Origin of the sequence: Nitrosospira multiformis, from assembly GCF_900111585.1 — a bacterium.
GTDB classification, from domain to species: domain Bacteria; phylum Pseudomonadota; class Gammaproteobacteria; order Burkholderiales; family Nitrosomonadaceae; genus Nitrosospira; species Nitrosospira multiformis_B.
The window spans coordinates 1-20,086 of the sequence record NZ_FOHI01000005.1 but is presented as its reverse complement, the minus strand read 5'-3'; the positions used below and the strand labels follow the sequence as shown (position 1 = coordinate 20,086).

Genomic DNA, 20,086 nt, shown 5'->3' with positions numbered 1-20,086 from the left:
GCCATGCTGAAACAGTTACACGACAATTCCCCCCTGTTCGGATCCAATGCATCCTTCGTGGAGGGGCTTTATGCAGGGTATCTGCAGGAACCCTTATCGGTTTCAGCGGAATGGCGTGAATACTTTGACGCGCTTCAAGGAGGAGAAGTCCCGGTCGAGTCGGGTAAACGCGCTGCTCGACCTGCTACCGTTGCCCAAGGCGTCGAAACGATGCGGGAAGAACGCTTGCTGACAACCGAGCGCAAGCAGATAGCCGTGCTGCAAATGATAAATGCGTATCGCTTCCTCGGTGTGCGCCATGCCGATCTCGACCCTCTCCAGCACTACGATAAACCGCACGTTCCCGAACTCGATCCGGGCTATTACGGCTTGGCTGAAGCTGACATGAATATGGTATTCGGGACGGGTTCGTTGTTCGGTCCGCCTCGCGCTTCGCTCAGGGAAATTCTGCAGACGTTGCGTCAGACTTACTGTGGCAAAATCGGTGTCGAGTATATGTATATCACCGATACCGAGCAAAAACGCTGGATACAGAACCGTATCGAAGGTCCGCGCGCGCAACCCGATTTCGAACCAGAATATAAACGCCATATTCTGGAACGGCTCACCGCGGCGGAAGGCCTGGAAAAGTACCTGCATACACGGTATGTGGGGCAGAAGCGATTTTCCGGCGAAGGAGGCGAGAGCATGATTCCGCTGCTGGACAATCTGCTCCAGCGTGCAGGGCAGATGGGGGTGCAGCAACTGGTGATCGGCATGGCGCACCGCAGCCGCCTCAATGTATTGGTCAACACACTCGGCAAGCTGCCGGCCGACCTGTTCCAGGAATTTGAAGGCAAGCATGCGCAGGATCTGACCGAAGGCGACGTCAAATACCATCAGGGCTTTTCCTCCGCGGTTTCCACGCCCGGCGGCATCATGGGCCTCTCCCTCGCCTTCAACCCCTCTCATCTCGAAATCGTGGATCCGGTCGTCCAGGGCTCGGTGCGTGCGCGCCAACACCGCTTGCAGGATAGGGATGGCGATCTTGTGCTACCCGTGTTGTTACACGGCGATGCCGCCTATTCCGCCCAAGGCGTGGTAATGGAAACATTGAACCTGTCGCAGACGCGCGGCTATGGCACTGGCGGTACGGTGCACATCATTATCAACAATCAGATCGGTTTCACGACCTCCGATCCCCGTGATGCCCGCTCCACGCTTTATTGCACTGACGTATCGAAGATGATCGAAGCACCGATTTTCCACGTGAACGGGGATGATCCGGAAGCGGTCGTCATGGTGACCGAAATCGCGCTCGATTTCCGCATGCAGTTTCACAAGGATGTGGTCGTGGATATGGTCTGCTATCGCACGCTGGGCCACAACGAGCAGGATGAGCCGATGGTGACCCAACCGCTGATGTACAAGATCATCGGCCAGCATCCTGGTACGCGCAAGCTTTATGCAGACAAACTGGAGGCCGAAGGCGTGATCGATAGCGGCGCGGCCGATCGGCTGATAAAGGCGTATCGGGATGACATGGATGCGGGGCGCAATCCCAACAGGACCATCGTCTACGGCTATAAATCCCCCAACGCGGTGGACTGGACGCCGTTTCTGAAAGAAACCGCCTGGGATGCAAAAGTGTCCACCGGATTACCCCTGGTCGAACTTCGCAAGTTGGCAGAGCGACTCACCGATATCCCGTCGAAATTCAAGTTGCATTCGCGCGTGGAAAAAATCGTCTCCGATCGCCGCCTGATGGGAGAAGGAAAACTGCCGCTGGACTGGGGGATGGCTGAAACCCTCGCCTATGCCGCACTGTTGAATGACGGATATCCAATCCGCATTTCCGGACAGGATTCGGGGCGCGGTACGTTCTTTCATCGCCATGCAGTCCTGCACGACCAGAACCGTGAAAGGTGGAGTGAGGGGACGTATATTCCATTGCGCCACATCAAACCGGATCAGCCGGACTTCGTAATAATCGACTCTGTATTATCCGAAGAAGCGGTTCTGGCTTTCGAATACGGCTATGCCACCGCTACGCCCGATGAGCTGGTGATGTGGGAAGCGCAGTTTGGCGATTTCGCGAATGGCGCCCAGGTTGTGATCGACCAGTTCATCGCATCGGGCCAGGCCAAATGGGGTCGCTTGTGCGGTCTGGTGATGATGCTCCCGCATGGTTACGAAGGCCAGGGGCCTGAACATTCCTCCGCCCGGCTGGAACGTTATCTGCAACTGTGTGCGCAATACAACATCCAGGTATGCGTTCCAACCACTCCCGCTCAAATGTTTCACCTGCTGCGCCGCCAGATGGTGCGGCCGCTACGAAAGCCTCTCGTCATCATGAGTCCGAAAAGCCTTTTACGCCATAAGGAGTCCGTATCCAGCCTGGAAGATCTGGTCGATGGCGGCTTCCGGAACATCATTTCCGATGTGGAGGAACTCGATCCGAAGAAGGTGCGGCGGCTGATCGCCTGCAGCGGAAAGGTTTACTTCGATCTTGCGGCACATCGGCGCAAGAACAAGATCGAGGATGTTGCCATTATCCGCATCGAACAACTATATCCGTTTCCCCATGATGACTTCCAGACCGAGGTCGAGCGCTATCCACACGCCAGAGACATCCTCTGGTGTCAGGAAGAACCCCGCAATCAGGGTGCGTGGCACCGTATCCAGCACTACCTGCTGCGCCACAAGCGCCCGGATCAGGTTCTCGGGGATGCGCTGCGCCCCTCGTCGGCCTCTCCGGCGGCGGGCTATCTGGTGAAACACAACGAACAGCAGAACGAGTTGATCGTATCTGCGTTTCGCGAAAGAATCTGAATACCTGGAGGCAGAGGAAGAATATGCGCGTCGATATCAAAGTTCCCGCGTTATCCGAATCAGTGGCCGAGGCAACGCTCCTTTCCTGGCATAAAAAGGAAGGTGAGCATGTTGAGCGTGACGAAAATCTGATCGACGTCGAAACTGATAAAGTCGTGATGGAGTTGCCAGCTCCCGCTACGGGAACACTGGCGAAAATCATCAAGGGAGACGGAGCAACGGTGACTGGGGGCGAAGTCATCGCCATGATAGATACCGAAGCAGGTGCGGTAGAGGGTAACACTCCGGCAGCTTCAGCCGCAGCCCCAACCAAGTCCAAAGCAACCGAATCCGGAGCAGCGCCTTCTGCCGCCGAAGCCAGGCCGGCTAAAAAAGAGGCAGAAGCTGCTCCGCCTTCCGCAACTGCCCCGGCTTCCACAACTGCTGCGGAAATTCCGGGAATGATGCCTGCCGCGCAAAAACTGGCTGCACAGGAAAATCTGACGCCGGAAGAAATTCGCGCGCTTAAAGGTAGCGGTCGCGATGGCCGCATCACCAAGGAAGACGTGGCAGCTTATGTAGAACAGAAACGGTCGACAGCCAATATCGCTCCCTCGCCTTCTCCTGCGGTTCCGCAAGCTCCGGCAACTCCACCTGCCCCACCCGTTTCACGCGCTCCTGAGTCCGCGCCGCGGATGGCTGAAGACAAGGCTGAGGGAAAACGCAGCGAAAAAAGAGTGGCCATGTCGCGCCTGCGTGCCCGCATCGCGGAACGTCTGGTGCAGTCGCAATCCACCGCCGCCATTCTTACCACATTCAACGAAGTCAACATGCAGGCGATCATGGATTTGCGGGCCCGCTACAAGGACAAATTTGAAAAAGAGCATGGCGTCAAACTGGGTCTCACGTCATTCTTTGTCAAGGCGGCGGTGGCGGCGCTCAAAAAATTTCCCATTGTCAACGCTTCAGTGGACGGCAACGATATCGTCTATCACGAGTACTATGATATCGGCATTGCGGTGAGCAGTGCACGCGGACTGGTCGTGCCCATTATTCGCAACGCGGATTCCTTGTCCCAGGCGGAAATTGAAAGGCAGGTCGCTGATTTTGGCCGCCGCGCGCAGGACGGCAAACTGACCATCGAGGAATTGACCGGAGGCACTTTCTCGATCACCAACGGCGGCGTCTTCGGTTCGATGCTTTCCACCCCCATCATCAATCCCCCGCAGAGCGCCATTCTTGGCATTCACGCAACCAAGGAGCGCCCGGTGGTCGAAAACGGCCAAATCGTGATTCGTCCGATGTGCTATCTGGCGCTATCCTATGACCATCGCATCATAGACGGACGGGAAGCCGTGCTTTCCCTGGTAGCGATGAAGGAAGCCCTCGAATATCCCATGAGTCCCCTGTTTGAGAGCTGAGATTGCGCAGGCACATGTCTGCGCGGCCGGCTTCTTTCCGTTTTGAATTCCTTGCTTAAACAATAAAGAGAAAATATGTCTCAATCTTTTGATGTGGCTGTAATCGGGGCTGGTCCGGGGGGTTATGTGGCGGCAATTCGTTGTGCGCAGCTGGGCCTTAAAACCGTTTGTATCGATGAATGGAAAAACCCGCAGGACAAACCCAGTCTCGGCGGAACCTGTCTGAATGTTGGCTGCATCCCCTCAAAGGCATTGCTGGAATCCTCGGAGAATTACGAGCGCGCCGCCCGTAAGTTCTCTGCTCATGGCATCAAAGTGGAGGGTCTGTCCATAGATATTCCGGCGATGATAGGTCGCAAGGACAAGATCGTTGCAAACTTCACCGGCGGCGTTGCCATGCTGCTGAAGAAGAACAAAGTCGCCCCCATGCACGGCCGGGCGACACTATGCAAGCGCGACAGGGATAACGAAGCCGATCGTGAACTCTGGCAGATTGAAATCAGGAATGGGGACAAGGTAGAGACTGTCGGGGCCGAGCATGTCATCATCGCTACAGGTTCAGTGCCTCGTCAATTAGACGCCGCGCCCGTGGACAATGAACGGATACTGGATAATGCAGGGGCGCTGGCGTTGACCGAAACGCCGAAACGGCTGGGAGTGATCGGCGGAGGCGTCATCGGTCTGGAAATGGGAAGTGTATGGCGCAGGCTGGGTGCGGAGGTGACTATTCTAGAAGCCCTGCCCGAGTTTCTCATGAGCGCGGACGAACAGGTATCGAAGGAAGCGCGAAAAATCTTCACCCGGGAACTGGGCCTGGTTATAAATACCGGCGTCAAAATAAGCGGCATTACCTCGGGACAGGATAACATCACCGTGGAGTATTCCGATGTCGACGGAAACTCGCAAAAACTCGAGGTGGATAACCTGATTGTTGCCGTCGGGCGTGTGCCTAATACTACCGGACTGGGGGCAGAAAACGTGGGATTAAAGTTGGACGAGCGCGAACGTATCGAGGTGGATGCCCATTGCCGCACCAATCTGCCTAATATATATGCAGTGGGAGATGTGGTGCGCGGTCCTATGCTGGCGCATAAAGCTTCTGAAGAAGGTGTGGCGGTTGCAGAAATGATTGCGGGACAGGCTGGTCATGTAAATCTTGACGCAATCCCCTGGGTTATCTATACCTCACCCGAAATCGCCTGGGTGGGCAAGACCGAACAGGAGTTGAAAGCGGCCGGGGTGGAATATAAAGCCGGCCAATTCCCCTTCATGGCAAATGGACGTGCACGCGCACTGGGAGAAACCGGTGGATTCGTCAAAGTGCTCGCGGATGCAGGTACTGATCGTATTCTGGGTATTCACATGATTGGTCCCTACGTCTCCGAGTTGATTGCCGAGGCTGTGGTGGCAATGGAATTCGCGGCGAGCAGTGAAGATATCGCGCGCATCGTCCATGCACACCCTTCTCTGTCAGAAGTCGTGCATGAAGCCGCACTGGCGGTGGATAAGCGGGCGATACATATTTAAGGGGCGGGGCAAGGTCCCAAAGAAAGATCGGGAAGTACTTCAAGGCCATGGAAGGTGTTCAACCGTGGCCTTCAGGTACCTCATTCCACCGGGGCAGATTTTGAGTCCTTTAACCTTTTGGCTCTTGTACTCTTCTACAAGCTCAAATCAGGAGCCAGGAGTCAGGAGTCAGGACTGGGGCAACGGCTGCTTCGAAGTCTTTCAATAAGCTCAAGCGAATGACAAGTCTATCCTTTGCCTACCCTGCTGACCACCTTCCGGAACTCTCTCGGTTTAGCCACTGTACCGGTATTGTGGGATGAGTCGGCGGAAGTGCGGCCAGCCTCCGCAGGATGAGGGTCCTGTGTCTTCATCTCCCGCCTGAGCTTGTGCATCATGAATGGCGACAGGTTGCTGGCTGGTTCCTGCGTCTGCTTCCGCTCCATCTGTTCCTGGGCAACCCTCTTCTGCCACAGGTATTCCAACTCGGCAATGCGCTCCCTTACCGGCGCCTGTTCCAACTGAATCCGCGCCTCCGCCTCACACTCTATTTTTTTGACATGCTCGGCAGCAAGATAAACACGCTCGGTCAATTGCCGCACTTCCGTCTCCGATGCAGATTTGCTCGACTCGCGCTCCGCAAGAAATCTGGAAGGCATCCATCCCAGATCATGCAGTCGTGTGCGAAACGGGTGAGACAGGCGCCAGCTGCATAACTGCCGGTGAGCCGCCTTTGCTTCCGTTTTGGCGTGCCGCAGTTGTTCCGACAAGGATTCGAGCATCTGCCGCGTAGCCAGTACCTGATGTTCACGCTCCACCAGATCGCACACCTCCAGCGGCCGCAGTTCCACTATCAAGGCTCGCAATTCCGAGCTTGTGAGATGCTCCAGCTTCTGCTTCATTTTTTTCCTGAAGTTACCATTGGATCAATAGCGCCTTCGACCTTAAAAATGCATCTTGATGCTGGCCTGATAGAACTCATTGGATACTTCACCCTTGAGATCGGCGCCAGCGGCGAAGCGCAGGGCGAGATGCATGGGTAGTGCAAACTCGACGTAAGGGCCGATCCAGTTGTAGAGCGTACCGGGATTGCCTTCAATCCGGTCTACGTGGAATCGCAGGTGCTCCCAGTGAACTCCGATAGAATTGATCGGGACATTTTTGAAATTGAACAGCGCCGGCTTGACACCGACGTTGATCCAGTTATGGATGAAGTCCCTGGCGCGCTCGTCACGAATAGCGGCGTAGTAAGCAAGATACGCCTGCCCGGTAAAAAATCCGTTGTCATAGTTGAAGGTGATGCTCGGCACTATGCCTTCGCCAGCGCGAATGCCTCTGCCGACAATCCGGCTGGAAAGCAACGCGCCGTTGAGAATACCGAACTGCGGATTGATGCTCAATGTGTCATTGAAAAGGCGAAAATTCAAACCCATTCCGACTTCAGTCCATAACCCGTTACCACCTGCGTCCACCTGCATGCCGTTAGGTCCGGCGATTACCCGGCTGCGGCCGAAGTTGGGACTTGTCCAAAGCCAGCTGTAGAAGGTGAAGTCGATGTTGTCGGCAACTTCATAACCAGCATCGAGTATGGTCTGGAAACCAAAGAACGCATCCTGCTTCAAGGTCACGCCACCGTGAAATTTCTCCTTGTCGAAGCCATGATCTTTGTCATGAGCAGCCTGCCATCCGCCTTCTGCATGCCCCTTCATATGCGCCACGTTGGCTTCTTTGATCTCCTTGGCTTCGGATTTCCTGGGCTCGCCCTCGGTTTGCGCAAAGGCTGGATGCGCAGCGCCAGAGGACGGAGACCTCTTCAGATTCACGCCCCCATGATGCCCCTTGCCACGCACGTCCTGAGCCTCCTGATTCTCCAGTCGTCCTTCCAGCTCAGCGATTCTCGCCTCCAGCAGTTCCAGTTTCCTCCTGAGCTCGTCTTCTGTTTGCGCCAGCGCCAGCGCGTTGGATGACATAAAGGCGGCGCCGAGAAACAGACAAAGGCGCAGATACTTCTTCATTCCCCTTGATACAATTGTGTTGACTCTGTTACTTGCTTCCGGTAGTACTGACATTTACAGTTCGCTTTCTTGTTGTATTGACGTTGAATTTTGTACTTGTTTGCAACGGGCCCCACGAAGCGTGAACATATTGTGAACAATATGTGATGCACTTGTGATGCAGATGTGAAGTATACGTTATGAATATGTGAATCAAATGTTGTGGTTTTGTGAAGAAATTGTGAACAAGTTATCGTGAGCCGAATCTTGGCAAGTGCGCTGGTACTTCATCCACATCTCATCGGAATCTCATCTTGTCTGGCAATTCCGGAAATCCTGACTTGCTGACGTCATTTTCCTGCTTCCCAAAGTCATTTTCAGGAGCCTGCTGCTGGAATCCCGGGATTGTCATTCGTCCTTGAATTGTCGGGCAAACCGGCTCGATGACTTTTGCGGTAAAATACAGCCTTTGCGCATTCTTCATGACGAGCATCACCATCGCCCTTTCCAAGGGACGGATTTTTGACGATACCGCACCCCTGCTGAAAGCCGCGGGAATTATCCCGCTGGACGACCCCGAAAGATCACGCAAGCTGATCCTTGCCACCAATCGCGACGATGTGCGGCTCATCATCGTGCGTGCTTCGGATGTACCGACCTATGTGCAATATGGCGCGGCGGACATGGGCATCGCGGGAAAGGATGTGCTGCTGGAGCATGGCGGCGCGGGGCTCTATCAACCTCTCGATTTGAATATCGCCCGCTGCCGCATGATGGTGGCTGTACGCAGCGATTTTGACTACGAATCCGCAGTCCGGCGCGGCGCCCGGGTGCGAGTGGCTACCAAGTATCTACAGACGGCGCGTGAACACTTTGCGGAAAAAGGGATGCATGTCGATCTCATCAAGCTCTATGGATCAATGGAGCTTGCTCCCCTGGTAGGTTTGGCGGACGCAATCGTGGATCTGGTTTCAAGCGGTAATACGCTTAAAGCGAACAATCTCAAGGCTGTCGAAGAAATAATGCCGATCTCATCGCGGCTGATCATCAATCAGGCCGCGTTGAAATTGAAACGCCGGGCAATACAACCGATGCTGGAAGCCTTCTCGGCTGCAATTATCCCCCTTACGCCTCTATCTCCTTACCCCCTTGGAGCAGCGACCTGAGCGGCACCCGGAACTGCAACTGCAAACCACTCGTTTATCCCTTATCCCTTTCCTTCCCACTCATGATTTCGATAAAGAGACTGTCTTCTGCCGATACCGAGTTCGATAAGGCGCTGTCGGAACTGCTGGCGTTTGAAAACGCTCAGGATGCAAAGCTGGAGGCTGCTGTCGCAGATATTCTCGCGAAGATCAGGACGCAGGGAGATAAAGCCTTGCTGGAATACACGCTCCGTTTCGATCGCTTGGATGCAAAATCGGCGGCGGATCTGGAATTGCCCCGAAAACGCCTGCAGCAAGCTCTTCATAACCTGCCTGGCAAGCAACGTAACGCCCTGGAACAGGCTGCGGAACGGGTCGGCGTCTATCATGAGAAGCAGTTGACGCAATCCTGGAGCTACGTGGAGCCTGACGGGACGCAACTTGGGCAGAAAATCACCCCTCTCGATCGTGCCGGCCTGTATGTTCCCGGCGGCAAGGCATCCTATCCTTCATCAGTACTGATGAACGCAATTCCCGCCAAGGTGGCGGGAGTGGGCGAACTTGTCATGGTGACACCCACTCCACAGGGCGAAACAAATGACCTGGTGCTCGCTGCCGCGGCTATCTGCGAGGTTGATCGGGTTTTCACCATAGGGGGCGCTCAAGCCGTGGGCGCACTGGCATATGGTACCCCTACTGTACCCCGCGTGGACAAGATCGTCGGCCCGGGAAACGCTTATGTGGCAACAGCCAAGCGGCATGTTTTCGGTGTAGTAGGAATCGATATGCTCGCGGGGCCTTCCGAAATTCTGGTCATCTGCGATGGTAAAACCAATCCGGACTGGATTGCGATGGACATGTTTTCCCAGGCAGAGCATGACGAGTTGGCCCAGGCGATCCTGCTGTCACCCGATCTTCATTTTATCGAAGCAGTCGCTGCCAGTATCGTCCGGCAACTGGAAGCGATGCCTCGCAAAGAGATAATCCGGACTTCCCTCGAAAACCGGGGCGCCTTGATTCAGGTGCGTGATCTGGAAGAAGCTTGTGAGATCGCCAACAGCATCGCGCCCGAACATCTGGAGCTATCAGTAGAACAGCCGGAAAAGTGGGTGGAAAAAATAAGACATGCGGGCGCGATTTTTCTGGGTCGCCACACATCGGAAGCGCTGGGAGATTATTGCGCAGGCCCCAATCACGTCCTGCCCACTTCCCGCACCGCACGCTTTTCGTCGCCTCTCGGAGTATATGATTTTCAGAAACGCAGCAGCATTATTCAGGTATCGGGGCAGGGATCAGCGAAATTGGGCGCAATTGCCTCCATCTTGGCCCATGGCGAAGGGCTGCAGGCACACGCAATGTCAGCGGAATATCGTTACACAAAAAAATAGCCCTTGAGAAAAATTGAGAAACTCTCCCGGATTCACTGCTTTCCCCCACCGGGAAATCCGGAAGCCGGCCAGAGTGTTCAATCCACCCTTCCAGCGATAAACCCCAGGCATTCAGCGCACCGATCGAGCCGCGCTGCATTCAGCGGATGCAGGGGATATCAGGGTGAACGCCCTATGGTCCCACCGGTCCAGGCTCAAGGAACTATCCGGCCCGCAGGAGTGACGAATAAACCTGAGGTAATTAACTCGACCATGAGGTAGAATTGGCTGTTATGCCTTTTTCCCCCGATCAGATCATTCGCCCCGAAATTCTCGCGCTTTCCGCTTACCACGTGCCCCCCGCACACGGAATGATAAAGCTGGATGCGATGGAAAACCCTTACCCGCTTCCCCCGGAAGTACGCGATGAAATTGCGAAGCTTGCAGGTGAGACGCCGGTCAACCGCTACCCCGACCCCGATGCAGCAGCGCTCAAAGCGGCGTTACGGGAGGCATTGAGCATCCCGGACGGGATGGATATCATGCTCGGCAATGGTTCGGATGAGATCATCCAGATTATTGCTTTAGCATGCGGGAAGCCAGGCGCGGTATTGATGAGTGTGGAGCCTGCATTCGTCATGTTTCGCATGATTGCCACTTTTGCTTCGATGAATTATGTGGGTGTCCCATTACATCCCGATTTTTCACTCGATGCGGAGGCAATGCTCGCCGCAATTGCCCGCTACCAGCCCGCGGTCATTTTTATCGCTTATCCCAATAACCCTACTGGTAACCTGTTTGACGCCGTTGAAATCTCACGTATTATTGACGCTGCTCCCGGCGTGGTGGTCATCGATGAGGCTTACCATGCCTTCGCCGATGCGAGTTTCATGGACAAGCTCGCGCATCACCCCAATCTGTTGCTGATGCGCACACTTTCGAAGCTGGGACTGGCCGGCTTGAGGCTGGGCTTGCTGGCGGGAAAACCCGAATGGCTAAGGCAGCTGGAAAAATTGCGGTTGCCGTATAATGTGGGAATCGTTACTCAACGGATTGCAGAGAAATTACTGCAGCACCGTGATGTCCTGCTGCAACAGGCGGCGGCCATCAAAGTTGAACGTTCATCGATGAGCAGGCGGCTGGCGGAATTGGAAGGTATCGAGGTTTTTCCGACGGATGCGAATTTCATCCTGTTTCGCCTGAACCAGGATCATAAAGCAGGCCAGGTATTTCAGGAACTCAAACAACGTGGCATATTGGTCAAGAATCTGGACGGCGCTCACCCATTGCTCAAAAACTGCTTGCGAGTGACCGTGGGCATGCCGGATGAAAACACGCAGCTTCTGGCGGTCCTGCAAACTTTGCTCGTGAAGGTTGAAGCGAAAGCCTGATGCCCCTATCCCGATTTTCTTATTGCAGTTTTATTCGATTTATTTCACCTGATTCCTCGCATGCGTCACGCTCAGGTCAACCGTAATACGCTGGAAACCCGCATCAACCTCAAAGTCAATCTGGATGGAAGCGGAAAGGCGGTGCTGGCTACAGGAGTGCCGTTTCTCGATCATATGCTGGACCAGGTGGCGCGTCACGGAATGATCGATCTCGAGGTTTCAGCCGAGGGAGATTTGCATATCGACGCTCACCACACGGTGGAAGATATCGGCATCACTTTTGGGCAGGCATTCACCCAGGCCGTTGGGACCAAGAGCGGCTTGCGCCGCTACGGTCATTCCTACGTGCCGCTGGACGAAGCCCTCTCCCGGGTGGTGATCGATCTCTCCGGCCGCCCCGGTATGGAGTTCAATGTCGAGTTTGTGCGTGCGCGTATCGGTGAATTTGATGTCGATCTCATCAGCGAATTTTTCCGGGGTTTTGTCAACCACGCCATGGTTACCCTGCATATCGACAACTTATCCGGCGCAAATGCGCATCACCAGGCGGAAACCATATTCAAAGCGTTCGGACGCGCGCTGCGCATGGCGGTGGAAGTCGATCCGCGGGCGGCGGGCGCAATACCCTCCACCAAAGGCACTCTGTAATTTCCCACATTCATAGATGCGGTATGACTGATATTGCAATTGTTGACTACGGCATGGGAAACCTGCGTTCCGTAGCCAAAGCACTGGAACATGTCGCCCCCGAGGCTGTCATCGCTGTCACCAATAACCCTGAAGTAGTGCGGAAAGCGGAGCGCGTGGTCGTTCCCGGACAGGGCGCCATGCCGGACTGCCTGCGTGAACTGGACCGGCTCGGGTTGCGTGAAGCCATGCGGGATGCGGCTTCCAACAAACCATTTCTGGGTATCTGCATCGGCCTGCAAATGCTGTTCGACAGCAGCGAGGAGGGCAACGTATCCGGCCTCGGGATCGTGCCAGGGAGGGTGAAGCGTTTTCCCGTAAACGCGATGAAAGATGAAAAAGGGCAGAAGCTCAAGGTGCCGCACATGGGTTGGAATCAGGTCCATCAGTCGGTCGAGCATTCCCTCTGGAAAAACATTGCCAATGATTCGCGCTTTTATTTCGTGCACAGCTACTATGTCGAACCCGCTGGCGCCGATTCGGCGGGCCACAGTGCTTACCCCTTTTCTTTTACTTGTGCGGTGGCGAAAGATAACATTTTTGCCGTTCAGTTCCACCCCGAAAAGAGCCATGCGGCCGGCCTGACGCTCCTCGATAACTTTGTCCGGTGGAAGCCCGTTTGAGAAACGTTAGGAAGGCCGCGCTGCTACGAATTCTGAAACTCAATTCATTTTTATCCTGATTCAAAATGCTTATCATTCCCGCTATAGATTTGAAAGACGGTCACTGTGTACGGCTGAAACAGGGTGTGATGGAAAACGCTACTGTATTTTCTGAAGATCCCGCTGCCATGGCCAGGCATTGGCTGGATCAGGGGGCTCGAAGACTGCATCTGGTAGACCTGAATGGCGCGTTTGCGGGCAAACCGAAGAACGAACCGGCGATCCGTGACATTGTAGATGCCATTGGGGACGAGATTCCGACTCAACTCGGCGGCGGCATACGTGATCTGGAAACCATCGAACGCTACCTCGATGATGGTATTACCTACATCATCATCGGCACAGCCGCAGTAAAAACGCCGGGATTCCTGCACGACGCATGCAATGCTTTTCCCGGCCATATCATGGTCGGGCTGGATGCAAAGGATGGCAAGGTGGCGGTCAATGGCTGGTCCAAGGTGACGGGGCATGACGTGGTGGATCTTGCGAAAAAATTCGAAGACTACGGCGTGGAGGCAATCATCTATACCGATATCGGGCGCGATGGCATGTTGAGTGGTGTCAATGTGAAGGCGACCATGGAGCTGGCCAGGGCGCTGACGATTCCCGTCATTGCCAGTGGCGGCGTGAGCAGTCTTGATGACGTCAAAGCGCTGTGCGAGATCGAACCGGAAGGTATTGCAGGTGCAATAACGGGACGCGCCATTTACGAAGGGGCACTCGACTTCAAGGCAGCCCAGGAACTGGCGGATGAGCTAAGCACCAAATCAAGCCCTAGGGATACAACAGTTCTCTTTTGATGAAACACCCTATCTCATCCAGTCATACAGACTGGAGCAATTCCTGTTTCGGATCATTCTTTTTTCTACAACCACAACTCCCTTACGGAAAGCTCGACTCTTGCGGATACCTCTACAAATTCGACCTCTTCGACCCCCCTGCGGCCCCAGAACGCAAGGAGGGACAAAAGCAGATAATCCGCATAGCGGAAGCCTACAAACTTTGCGGTTTTTAGCGGTATCCAGAGGTGTCTATGGGTCTTGCCAAGCGTATCATCCCCTGTCTTGACGTTACAAACGGACGTGTTGTCAAGGGAGTCAAATTTGTCTCACTTCGCGATGCGGGAGATCCCATCGAAATAGCGCGCCGCTATGATGACCAGGGAGCGGATGAGCTGACCTTTCTCGATATTACCGCGAGTTCCGATGACCGTGATCTGATTCTCCATATCATCGAAGAAGTGGCAGCTCAGGTATTCATCCCGTTGACGGTGGGCGGCGGTGTTCGCAAGGTGGAAGATGTACGCCGTCTCCTGAATGCGGGAGCTGATAAGGTAAGCATCAACACTTCGGCCATACAAAACCCCCAGCTGGTGGCTGATGCGGCGGGCCGTTACGGCTCTCAATGTATTGTCGTGGCGATAGACGCCAAGCGTGCCGGACAAGGATGGGAAGTGTTCACGCACGGGGGGCGCAAGCCTACCGGACTGGATGCAATCGAATGGGCTAAGAAAATGCAATCTCTGGGAGCTGGAGAAATATTGCTGACCAGTATGGACAGAGACGGTACCCGGGATGGGTTCGATCTGGCGCTGACCCGCGCGGTGTCAGACGCGGTCGACGTACCGGTGATTGCAAGCGGCGGTGTAGGCAATCTGCAGCATCTGGTTGAGGGAATCGTGGAAGGTCATGCCGATGCCGTGCTGGCTGCAAGCGTTTTCCACTATGGCGAATATACCGTTCGCCAGGCCAAGGAATATATGTCACAACATGGTATTGAAGTACGACTATAGTAACAGGATCAATCAAACTTCGGCATATTCATGTCTGATACATGGCTCAACAAGGTGAACTGGTCGGCGAACGGATTAGTGCCGGTCGTGACACAGGATGTAACCAGCAATAAGGTATTGATGGTGGCCTGGATGAACCCCGAGGCATTGAGGCTTACGGTGCAAACGGGGGAGGCCCATTACTGGTCACGCTCGCGCAAAAAACTCTGGCATAAAGGTGAAGAATCCGGGCACGTGCAGAAAGTGAAAGAAATCCGGCTGGATTGTGATGAGGACGTCCTGCTGCTGGTAGTGGAACAAGTCGGAGGGGTTGCTTGTCATACCGGCAGACATCATTGCTTTTTCAAAAAACTGGAACAGGGTCAGTGGCTGGTGACCGAACCCGTCATCAAGAATCCCGAAGAGATCTACGGGCAGCGATGAGCCACCCCGATATTCTTTTTCGCCTTACCGAGACCATAGAGGCACGTAAACAGTCTGATCCCCATGCTTCTTATGTGGCGAAGCTGCTGCATGACGGGCGGGACAAGATTCTGAAAAAGATTGCGGAAGAATCAGCGGAGGTTCTGCTGGCATCGAAAGATGGGGACAGCGCGCACGTGGTGCGTGAGACTGCGGATCTTTGGTTTCATTGTCTGGTGTTACTGGCTCATCATAATCTGAAGCTGGAGGATGTGCTGGGTGAGTTACGCCGGCGGGAAGGGGTTTCAGGAATTGATGAAAAAGCTGCCCGCAAAGCAGGACAGGCAGATAACGGAACCGGCAGGATGAATCAGGATAAGTAAATGGACAGTTGTGTTTTTTGCAAGATCGTGCAGGGAGAAATTCCGAGCGAGAAAGTGTATGAGGATGCCCGCGTTTACGCATTCCATGATATCCACCCGGCGGCGCCGGTACATTTCATGCTGATACCCAAACTGCACATCAACTCGCTTGCCGATGTGGAAGATGCTCATAGCGCTTTGCTCGGTGAGATGATGGTATTGGTGCCCAGGCTGGCAAGGGAACAAGGTTGTACGGATGGTTTTCGTACGGTAATCAATACCGGACGAGTAGGCGGCCAGGAAGTACATCACCTGCACATCCACATCATTGGTGGCATGGAACGCCTGCCGGGAATGATTGCTCGCGGGAAGTAAAGGGTAATGAGCAAAGGATAAGGATAAAGGAGGAATAATGGGATCATTCAGCATCTGGCATTGGCTGATCGTTCTGCTGATCGTTGTTCTGGTATTCGGTACCAAAAAACTCCGTAATCTGGGAAGCGATCTGGGCGGCGCGGTGAAGGGCTTCCGCGAAGGTGTAAAAAGCGCGGATGAAGAGGAGATATCTGCGCATAATCACACCGAGGCCCGGATTATCGATGCCGATATTAAAGACAAGGCTCAGTCGAAATCCTGAGTGCCGGATAGCAGCGACAAGACGGTGACAGCCCAGCGGCCGGCGAGCGAGAAGTGAGCCTGTCGCTATCGATCGCTTGATCCGGCCGTTATTCTTGCCAAAATGTTCGATATCAGTTTCTCGGAAATTCTGGTCATCGCGGCAGTCGCACTGATCGTGATCGGTCCGGAACGACTCCCCAAAGTGGCGCGTACGCTAGGACATCTGTTCGGGCGGGCACAGCGCTATGTCAACGATGTCAAAAGCGATATTCAGCGTGAAATTGAGCTGGACGAACTGAAAAAATGGAAAGCTTCAGTGGAGGAAACGGGTCGTTCAATCGAAAATTCGGTACATACCGAACTGGATAAGTTTCGGGAAACGGTAGAGGCAGGCGCTGAAGCTTCCGCTATGCCTCCCCCCACTACGGCCCCTTCTGCGGCAGAATCTTCACCCCCCCAAAATTCCTCTCCGACTCCGGTCGAACCTGCTCCGCCGCCGGTTCAACCTACGAAGAATTCCAATGTAGCCGGACCCGGTGTAAATCGCGAGCGCGAAGCTGCTGAATAATCCCGCCTCCCGGAAGACTTGCTTAAGAATCGATTGAACACATGCTTGTATCTCATCCGCGCTGTACTTCACTGTCGACAGTCGGTATAAGTGAGAGGTCTAACCTTTCCCGCCCACCTTCCATCACATGAGTGCCGACGAAACATTTATCTCGCACCTGGTCGAACTGCGGGCCAGGCTGCTGCGGGCGTGTGCAGGTATTCTGCTCGGCTTTTTGCCTTGCGCCTACTATGCCCGTGAGCTTTATTCGTTATTAGCGCAGCCTTTGCTCGAGAAACTTCCCCAGGGGGGGCAGATGATCGCGACGGAAGTGGTTACGCCATTCTTTGTACCCATGAAAGTGGCCATGATGGCTGCTTTTATCATTACCCTGCCCCATACCCTCTACCAGATATGGGCATTCGTCGCCCCAGGATTGTATTCCCACGAAAAGCGCCTGGTACTGCCACTGGTGCTGGTGAGCAGCATTCTGTTCGGGTGCGGCATGGCTTTTGCCTATTTTGCCGTCCTTCCCCTGGTGTTCGAATTCATTACCCATTTCGCGCCGGAAGGCGTGGCAGTGATGACAGACATCAGCAAATACCTGGATTTTGTGCTGACCATGTTCATCGCGTTTGGCATCACATTCGAAGTACCCATATTCGTTGTGATACTGGTTCGGATAGGCCTTGTTACCATTGAAAAGCTGAAAGCGATGCGCCGCTATGTTCTTGTCGGCGCTTTTGTCGTTGGCGCGATATTTACGCCGCCGGATGTTGTTTCCCAATTCATGCTGGCGGTGCCGCTCTACTTGCTATATGAACTTGGGATACTGGCCGCAGGAATCATCGAACGTTCGGAAACATTGGCTGTTTATCAGGCCGCGGGCGGTCCTGATACGAATTCCCCTTCCGACCAGACCGAAACAGAGGAAAGAAAAAGGAGCTGAGTTATTGCTCAGGAGAAACAGCGCGTTTCGTTCGGATAATTTCCAATCTCAGGCCATAGTCACTGCGTTATCCTCTACAACCGCTTTTATTCCAACTCCTCGGGCTCCTGAAACTGTTCCTGAGGCTGAGGCTTTGGACGTTTTCCAACCTTGACCTCGATTGCCTTCTTGTTCTGGTTACGCATGACTGTAATGGTCGCCATGTTTCCGGGAGGTAATGCCGCTACCAGATTGAGCATGCCGGATGAATCGGTTACCTCTTTCCCCCCCACTCCTACAATAATGTCACCCGGCTTCACTCCGGCACGGTCTGCGGGTCCTCCCTTGAGCACGCCGGCAATCAACGCTCCGCTGGTAGTCGGCCGCTTGAACGACTCCGCAAGTTCCGGCGTCATATCCTGTACTTCCACGCCGATCCAGCCACGGGTCACGCCCCCTGTCCGGATGATCTGCTCCATGATCTGCTTGGCCACACCTGCTGTAATGGCAAAGCCTATTCCAAGTGATCCTCCCGTTCGGGAGACTATCGCAGTGTTGATCCCGATCAGGTTACCCGATGCATCCACCAGTGCACCCCCAGAATTCCCCGGATTGATGGCGGCATCGGTCTGAATGAAATTTTCAAAGGTGTTGATACCCAGGTGAGTTCGTCCGAGTGCGCTGATAATACCCATCGTTACCGTCTGGCCCACACCGAAAGGATTACCGATCGCAAGGACAATATCGCCGACCAGCGCATTGTCGGAGTATCCGAAAGTTATGGCCGGAAGTCCTTCCATATCTACTCTTACCACTGCAAGATCGGTTTCGGGATCGGAACCGATGACCCGCGCTTTCGTTTTTCTGCCGTCCGCCAGCGCAATCTCGATTTCATCCGCCGCTTCAATGACATGATGGTTCGTAAGAATATATCCCTGCGAACTCACGATTACCCCAGACCCCAGGCTAGCGGCGCGCCGGCTTTGGGGGGATTCGAAACGATCTCCGAAGAAACGTCGGAAGAAAGGATCCTCCATGAAGGGATGGGGTGCAGCCTTGATTTCCTTGGTGGTGAATACATTCACCACCGAGGGCATGGCCTTTTTCGCCGCGCTACTGAAGCTCCCAGGGGCAGGTTCGACCTCTGCCTTGCGTGACTTGTCAGCCGGAGCTTCCTTTATGGTTACGACAGCGCCGTCGCCGGATTGCCAAGGTAATAGGCCTGGACGTAAAGTCGAAACGACAAACAGGGCTGCCAGAACTATCGTGGTAGCTTGCGCGAAAACTAGCCAGAGCTTGTGCATAGATTGAGAGATGTGGAATCAGGGATAAAATAGCAGCATTGATTTTAAATCATAGACGAATGCGAGTGGGTGAGCAGCGATGCAAGTAAATGACCTTGAAGCCTATTTGAACCGATTACTCGATACTGCAAAATTTCATGATTATTGCCCAAACGGGCTGCAAGTGGAAGGGCGACGCGAAGTGCGGCAACTGGTAAGCGGCGTAACAGCGTCGCTCGATTTTATCGAAGCTGCCATCGCGGCTGGGGCCGATGCAGTCCTGGTGCATCACGGATATTTCTGGCGCGGTGAGAATCCCTGTCTGACCGGAATGAAGCGGCGGCGCATTGCGCTGCTGCTGGCCCACGACATCAGCCTGCTCTCCTATCATCTACCGTTGGATGCTCATCCCGAACTGGGCAACAACACGCAGTTGTCCCATAAACTGGGCCTGCGGGAAACCGGTCGTTTCGGGGATCAAGGTATCGGCATGTTTGGAACCTTGCCATCGAACGTATCGAACCTGAAAGAATTACGGGTAAGTGTAGAACAAGCGCTCTCCCGTACACCGCTGGTGATTGGCGATGACGCACGGCTGGTAAACCGGGTAGCGTGGTGTACCGGGGGCGCCCAGGATTATTTTGGTGACGCCATCGATCTCGGTGCAGACGTATTTATCACCGGGGAAATTTCTGAACGAACCGTACATCTTGCGCGCGAGTCCGGCGTTGCTTTTATTTCAGCCGGACATCACGCCACCGAGCGATATGGCGTGCAAGCCCTGGGAGAGCACATTTCTGAAAAATTCGGCATCAGTCACCAGTATATCGACATCGACAACCCCGTATGAGGGGGGTGTGAAAAAACAAATCGGCGAAGGTTGTTTGAGGCTTTGCGGCTGAATATTCCTCTCAAAAGGGTTCTCAGTGGCACCAGAAAGAGTCCCTGTACTGGTGCTACCGGTTTATATAAACCAGCGATACAGTATGGCCACAATAATTTTAAAATCGCTAGAGGTATTCCGGCCTGAAATCCGTCGGTTTCAACGGGTTTGCGCATTTCCGAACAGCAGCAGGCAGGAATTGCAGGTCCAGACACAACAACATCATTACGGAGTAAAGGAGAGAAGCAGATGTTAATGAAGCCTTGGCTGAGGCTGGTTACGCTTGCGTGTGGGGTGCTGTTTGCGGG

Annotated in this window: 20 protein-coding genes; 17 read left to right on the top strand and 3 right to left on the bottom strand. The window is 54.3% G+C overall.

Features of this window, described 5'->3' with window-relative positions; all coding sequences use genetic code 11:
* Positions 1–3: 3 nt before the first annotated feature.
* The 3 genes from BMW46_RS08875 (at position 4) to lpdA (ending at position 5,738) form a co-directional block, all read left to right on the top strand.
* A complete protein-coding gene (locus BMW46_RS08875; RefSeq protein ID WP_074707459.1) occupies positions 4–2,811 on the top strand; it encodes a 2-oxoglutarate dehydrogenase E1 component in 2,808 nt (935 codons plus the stop codon).
* 23 nt (positions 2,812–2,834) lie between these two features.
* Complete coding sequence (gene odhB, locus BMW46_RS08870; protein WP_074707456.1) at positions 2,835–4,211, top strand: 2-oxoglutarate dehydrogenase complex dihydrolipoyllysine-residue succinyltransferase; 1,377 nt, start codon at positions 2,835–2,837, stop codon at positions 4,209–4,211.
* A gap of 75 nt (positions 4,212–4,286) precedes the next feature.
* Positions 4,287–5,738, top strand: a complete 1,452-nt coding sequence (lpdA, locus tag BMW46_RS08865; protein ID WP_074707454.1) for a dihydrolipoyl dehydrogenase — start codon at positions 4,287–4,289, stop codon at positions 5,736–5,738.
* Between the two features lie 227 nt (positions 5,739–5,965).
* Here the strand turns inward: lpdA and BMW46_RS08860 are convergent, their stop codons facing one another.
* Positions 5,966–6,619: a hypothetical protein gene (locus BMW46_RS08860; protein WP_074707451.1), complete on the bottom strand. Its 654-nt coding sequence runs from the start codon at positions 6,617–6,619 to the stop codon at positions 5,966–5,968.
* 42 nt (positions 6,620–6,661) lie between these two features.
* Positions 6,662–7,732: a DUF6733 family protein gene (locus BMW46_RS08855; protein ID WP_256377017.1), complete on the bottom strand. Its 1,071-nt coding sequence runs from the start codon at positions 7,730–7,732 to the stop codon at positions 6,662–6,664.
* 461 nt (positions 7,733–8,193) lie between these two features.
* Between BMW46_RS08855 and hisG the strand changes: the two genes are divergently transcribed.
* The 13 genes from hisG (at position 8,194) to tatC (ending at position 17,633) form a co-directional block, all read left to right on the top strand.
* The gene (hisG, locus tag BMW46_RS08845; RefSeq protein WP_074707443.1) at positions 8,194–8,877 is read left to right on the top strand and encodes an ATP phosphoribosyltransferase; all 684 of its coding nucleotides are present in this window, start codon (positions 8,194–8,196) and stop codon (positions 8,875–8,877) included.
* Between the two features lie 62 nt (positions 8,878–8,939).
* A complete protein-coding gene (gene hisD, locus BMW46_RS08840; RefSeq protein ID WP_177171070.1) occupies positions 8,940–10,244 on the top strand; it encodes a histidinol dehydrogenase in 1,305 nt (434 codons plus the stop codon).
* Positions 10,245–10,507: 263 nt separating this feature from the next.
* Positions 10,508–11,614 (top strand): histidinol-phosphate transaminase, encoded by a 1,107-nt coding sequence (hisC, locus tag BMW46_RS08835; RefSeq protein ID WP_081355751.1) that lies wholly within the window; start codon positions 10,508–10,510, stop codon positions 11,612–11,614.
* Between the two features lie 60 nt (positions 11,615–11,674).
* Positions 11,675–12,262 carry an imidazoleglycerol-phosphate dehydratase HisB gene (gene hisB, locus BMW46_RS08830; protein WP_074707438.1) on the top strand — a complete coding sequence of 196 codons (588 nt, stop codon included), beginning with the start codon at positions 11,675–11,677 and terminating at the stop codon, positions 12,260–12,262.
* A 23-nt stretch (positions 12,263–12,285) separates the two neighbouring features.
* Entirely contained in the window at positions 12,286–12,924 is a 639-nt protein-coding gene (gene hisH / locus BMW46_RS08825; RefSeq protein WP_074707435.1) for an imidazole glycerol phosphate synthase subunit HisH, read from the top strand.
* Positions 12,925–12,989: 65 nt separating this feature from the next.
* Positions 12,990–13,763, top strand: coding sequence for a 1-(5-phosphoribosyl)-5-[(5-phosphoribosylamino)methylideneamino]imidazole-4-carboxamide isomerase (hisA, locus tag BMW46_RS08820; protein ID WP_074707433.1), 774 nt, complete (start codon positions 12,990–12,992; stop codon positions 13,761–13,763).
* 233 nt (positions 13,764–13,996) lie between these two features.
* Positions 13,997–14,755, top strand: a complete 759-nt coding sequence (gene hisF / locus BMW46_RS08815; RefSeq protein WP_074707430.1) for an imidazole glycerol phosphate synthase subunit HisF — start codon at positions 13,997–13,999, stop codon at positions 14,753–14,755.
* A 30-nt stretch (positions 14,756–14,785) separates the two neighbouring features.
* Positions 14,786–15,178 (top strand): phosphoribosyl-AMP cyclohydrolase, encoded by a 393-nt coding sequence (hisI, locus tag BMW46_RS08810; RefSeq protein ID WP_074707427.1) that lies wholly within the window; start codon positions 14,786–14,788, stop codon positions 15,176–15,178.
* Entirely contained in the window at positions 15,175–15,540 is a 366-nt protein-coding gene (locus BMW46_RS08805) for a phosphoribosyl-ATP diphosphatase (RefSeq protein ID WP_074707425.1), read from the top strand. Before hisI ends, BMW46_RS08805 begins: the two co-directional genes overlap by 4 nt.
* Positions 15,541–15,894 (top strand): histidine triad nucleotide-binding protein, encoded by a 354-nt coding sequence (locus BMW46_RS08800; RefSeq protein WP_074707422.1) that lies wholly within the window; start codon positions 15,541–15,543, stop codon positions 15,892–15,894.
* Positions 15,895–15,931: 37 nt separating this feature from the next.
* A complete protein-coding gene (gene tatA, locus BMW46_RS08795; protein WP_011380165.1) occupies positions 15,932–16,156 on the top strand; it encodes a Sec-independent protein translocase subunit TatA in 225 nt (74 codons plus the stop codon).
* Positions 16,157–16,258: 102 nt separating this feature from the next.
* The gene (tatB, locus tag BMW46_RS08790; RefSeq protein WP_074707419.1) at positions 16,259–16,705 is read left to right on the top strand and encodes a Sec-independent protein translocase protein TatB; all 447 of its coding nucleotides are present in this window, start codon (positions 16,259–16,261) and stop codon (positions 16,703–16,705) included.
* Positions 16,706–16,832: 127 nt separating this feature from the next.
* On the top strand, positions 16,833–17,633 hold the full coding sequence (tatC, locus tag BMW46_RS08785) for a twin-arginine translocase subunit TatC (protein WP_074707416.1): 801 nt from the start codon (positions 16,833–16,835) through the stop codon (positions 17,631–17,633).
* Between the two features lie 86 nt (positions 17,634–17,719).
* Here tatC and BMW46_RS08780 read toward each other — a convergent pair whose 3' ends face one another.
* Positions 17,720–18,916, bottom strand: a complete 1,197-nt coding sequence (locus BMW46_RS08780) for a S1C family serine protease (RefSeq protein ID WP_074707414.1) — start codon at positions 18,914–18,916, stop codon at positions 17,720–17,722.
* Positions 18,917–18,995: 79 nt separating this feature from the next.
* On the opposite strand from BMW46_RS08780, the gene BMW46_RS08775 reads away from it, so the two are divergent.
* Positions 18,996–19,745 carry a Nif3-like dinuclear metal center hexameric protein gene (locus BMW46_RS08775; protein ID WP_074707411.1) on the top strand — a complete coding sequence of 250 codons (750 nt, stop codon included), beginning with the start codon at positions 18,996–18,998 and terminating at the stop codon, positions 19,743–19,745.
* The last annotated feature ends 341 nt before the right edge of the window (positions 19,746–20,086 follow it).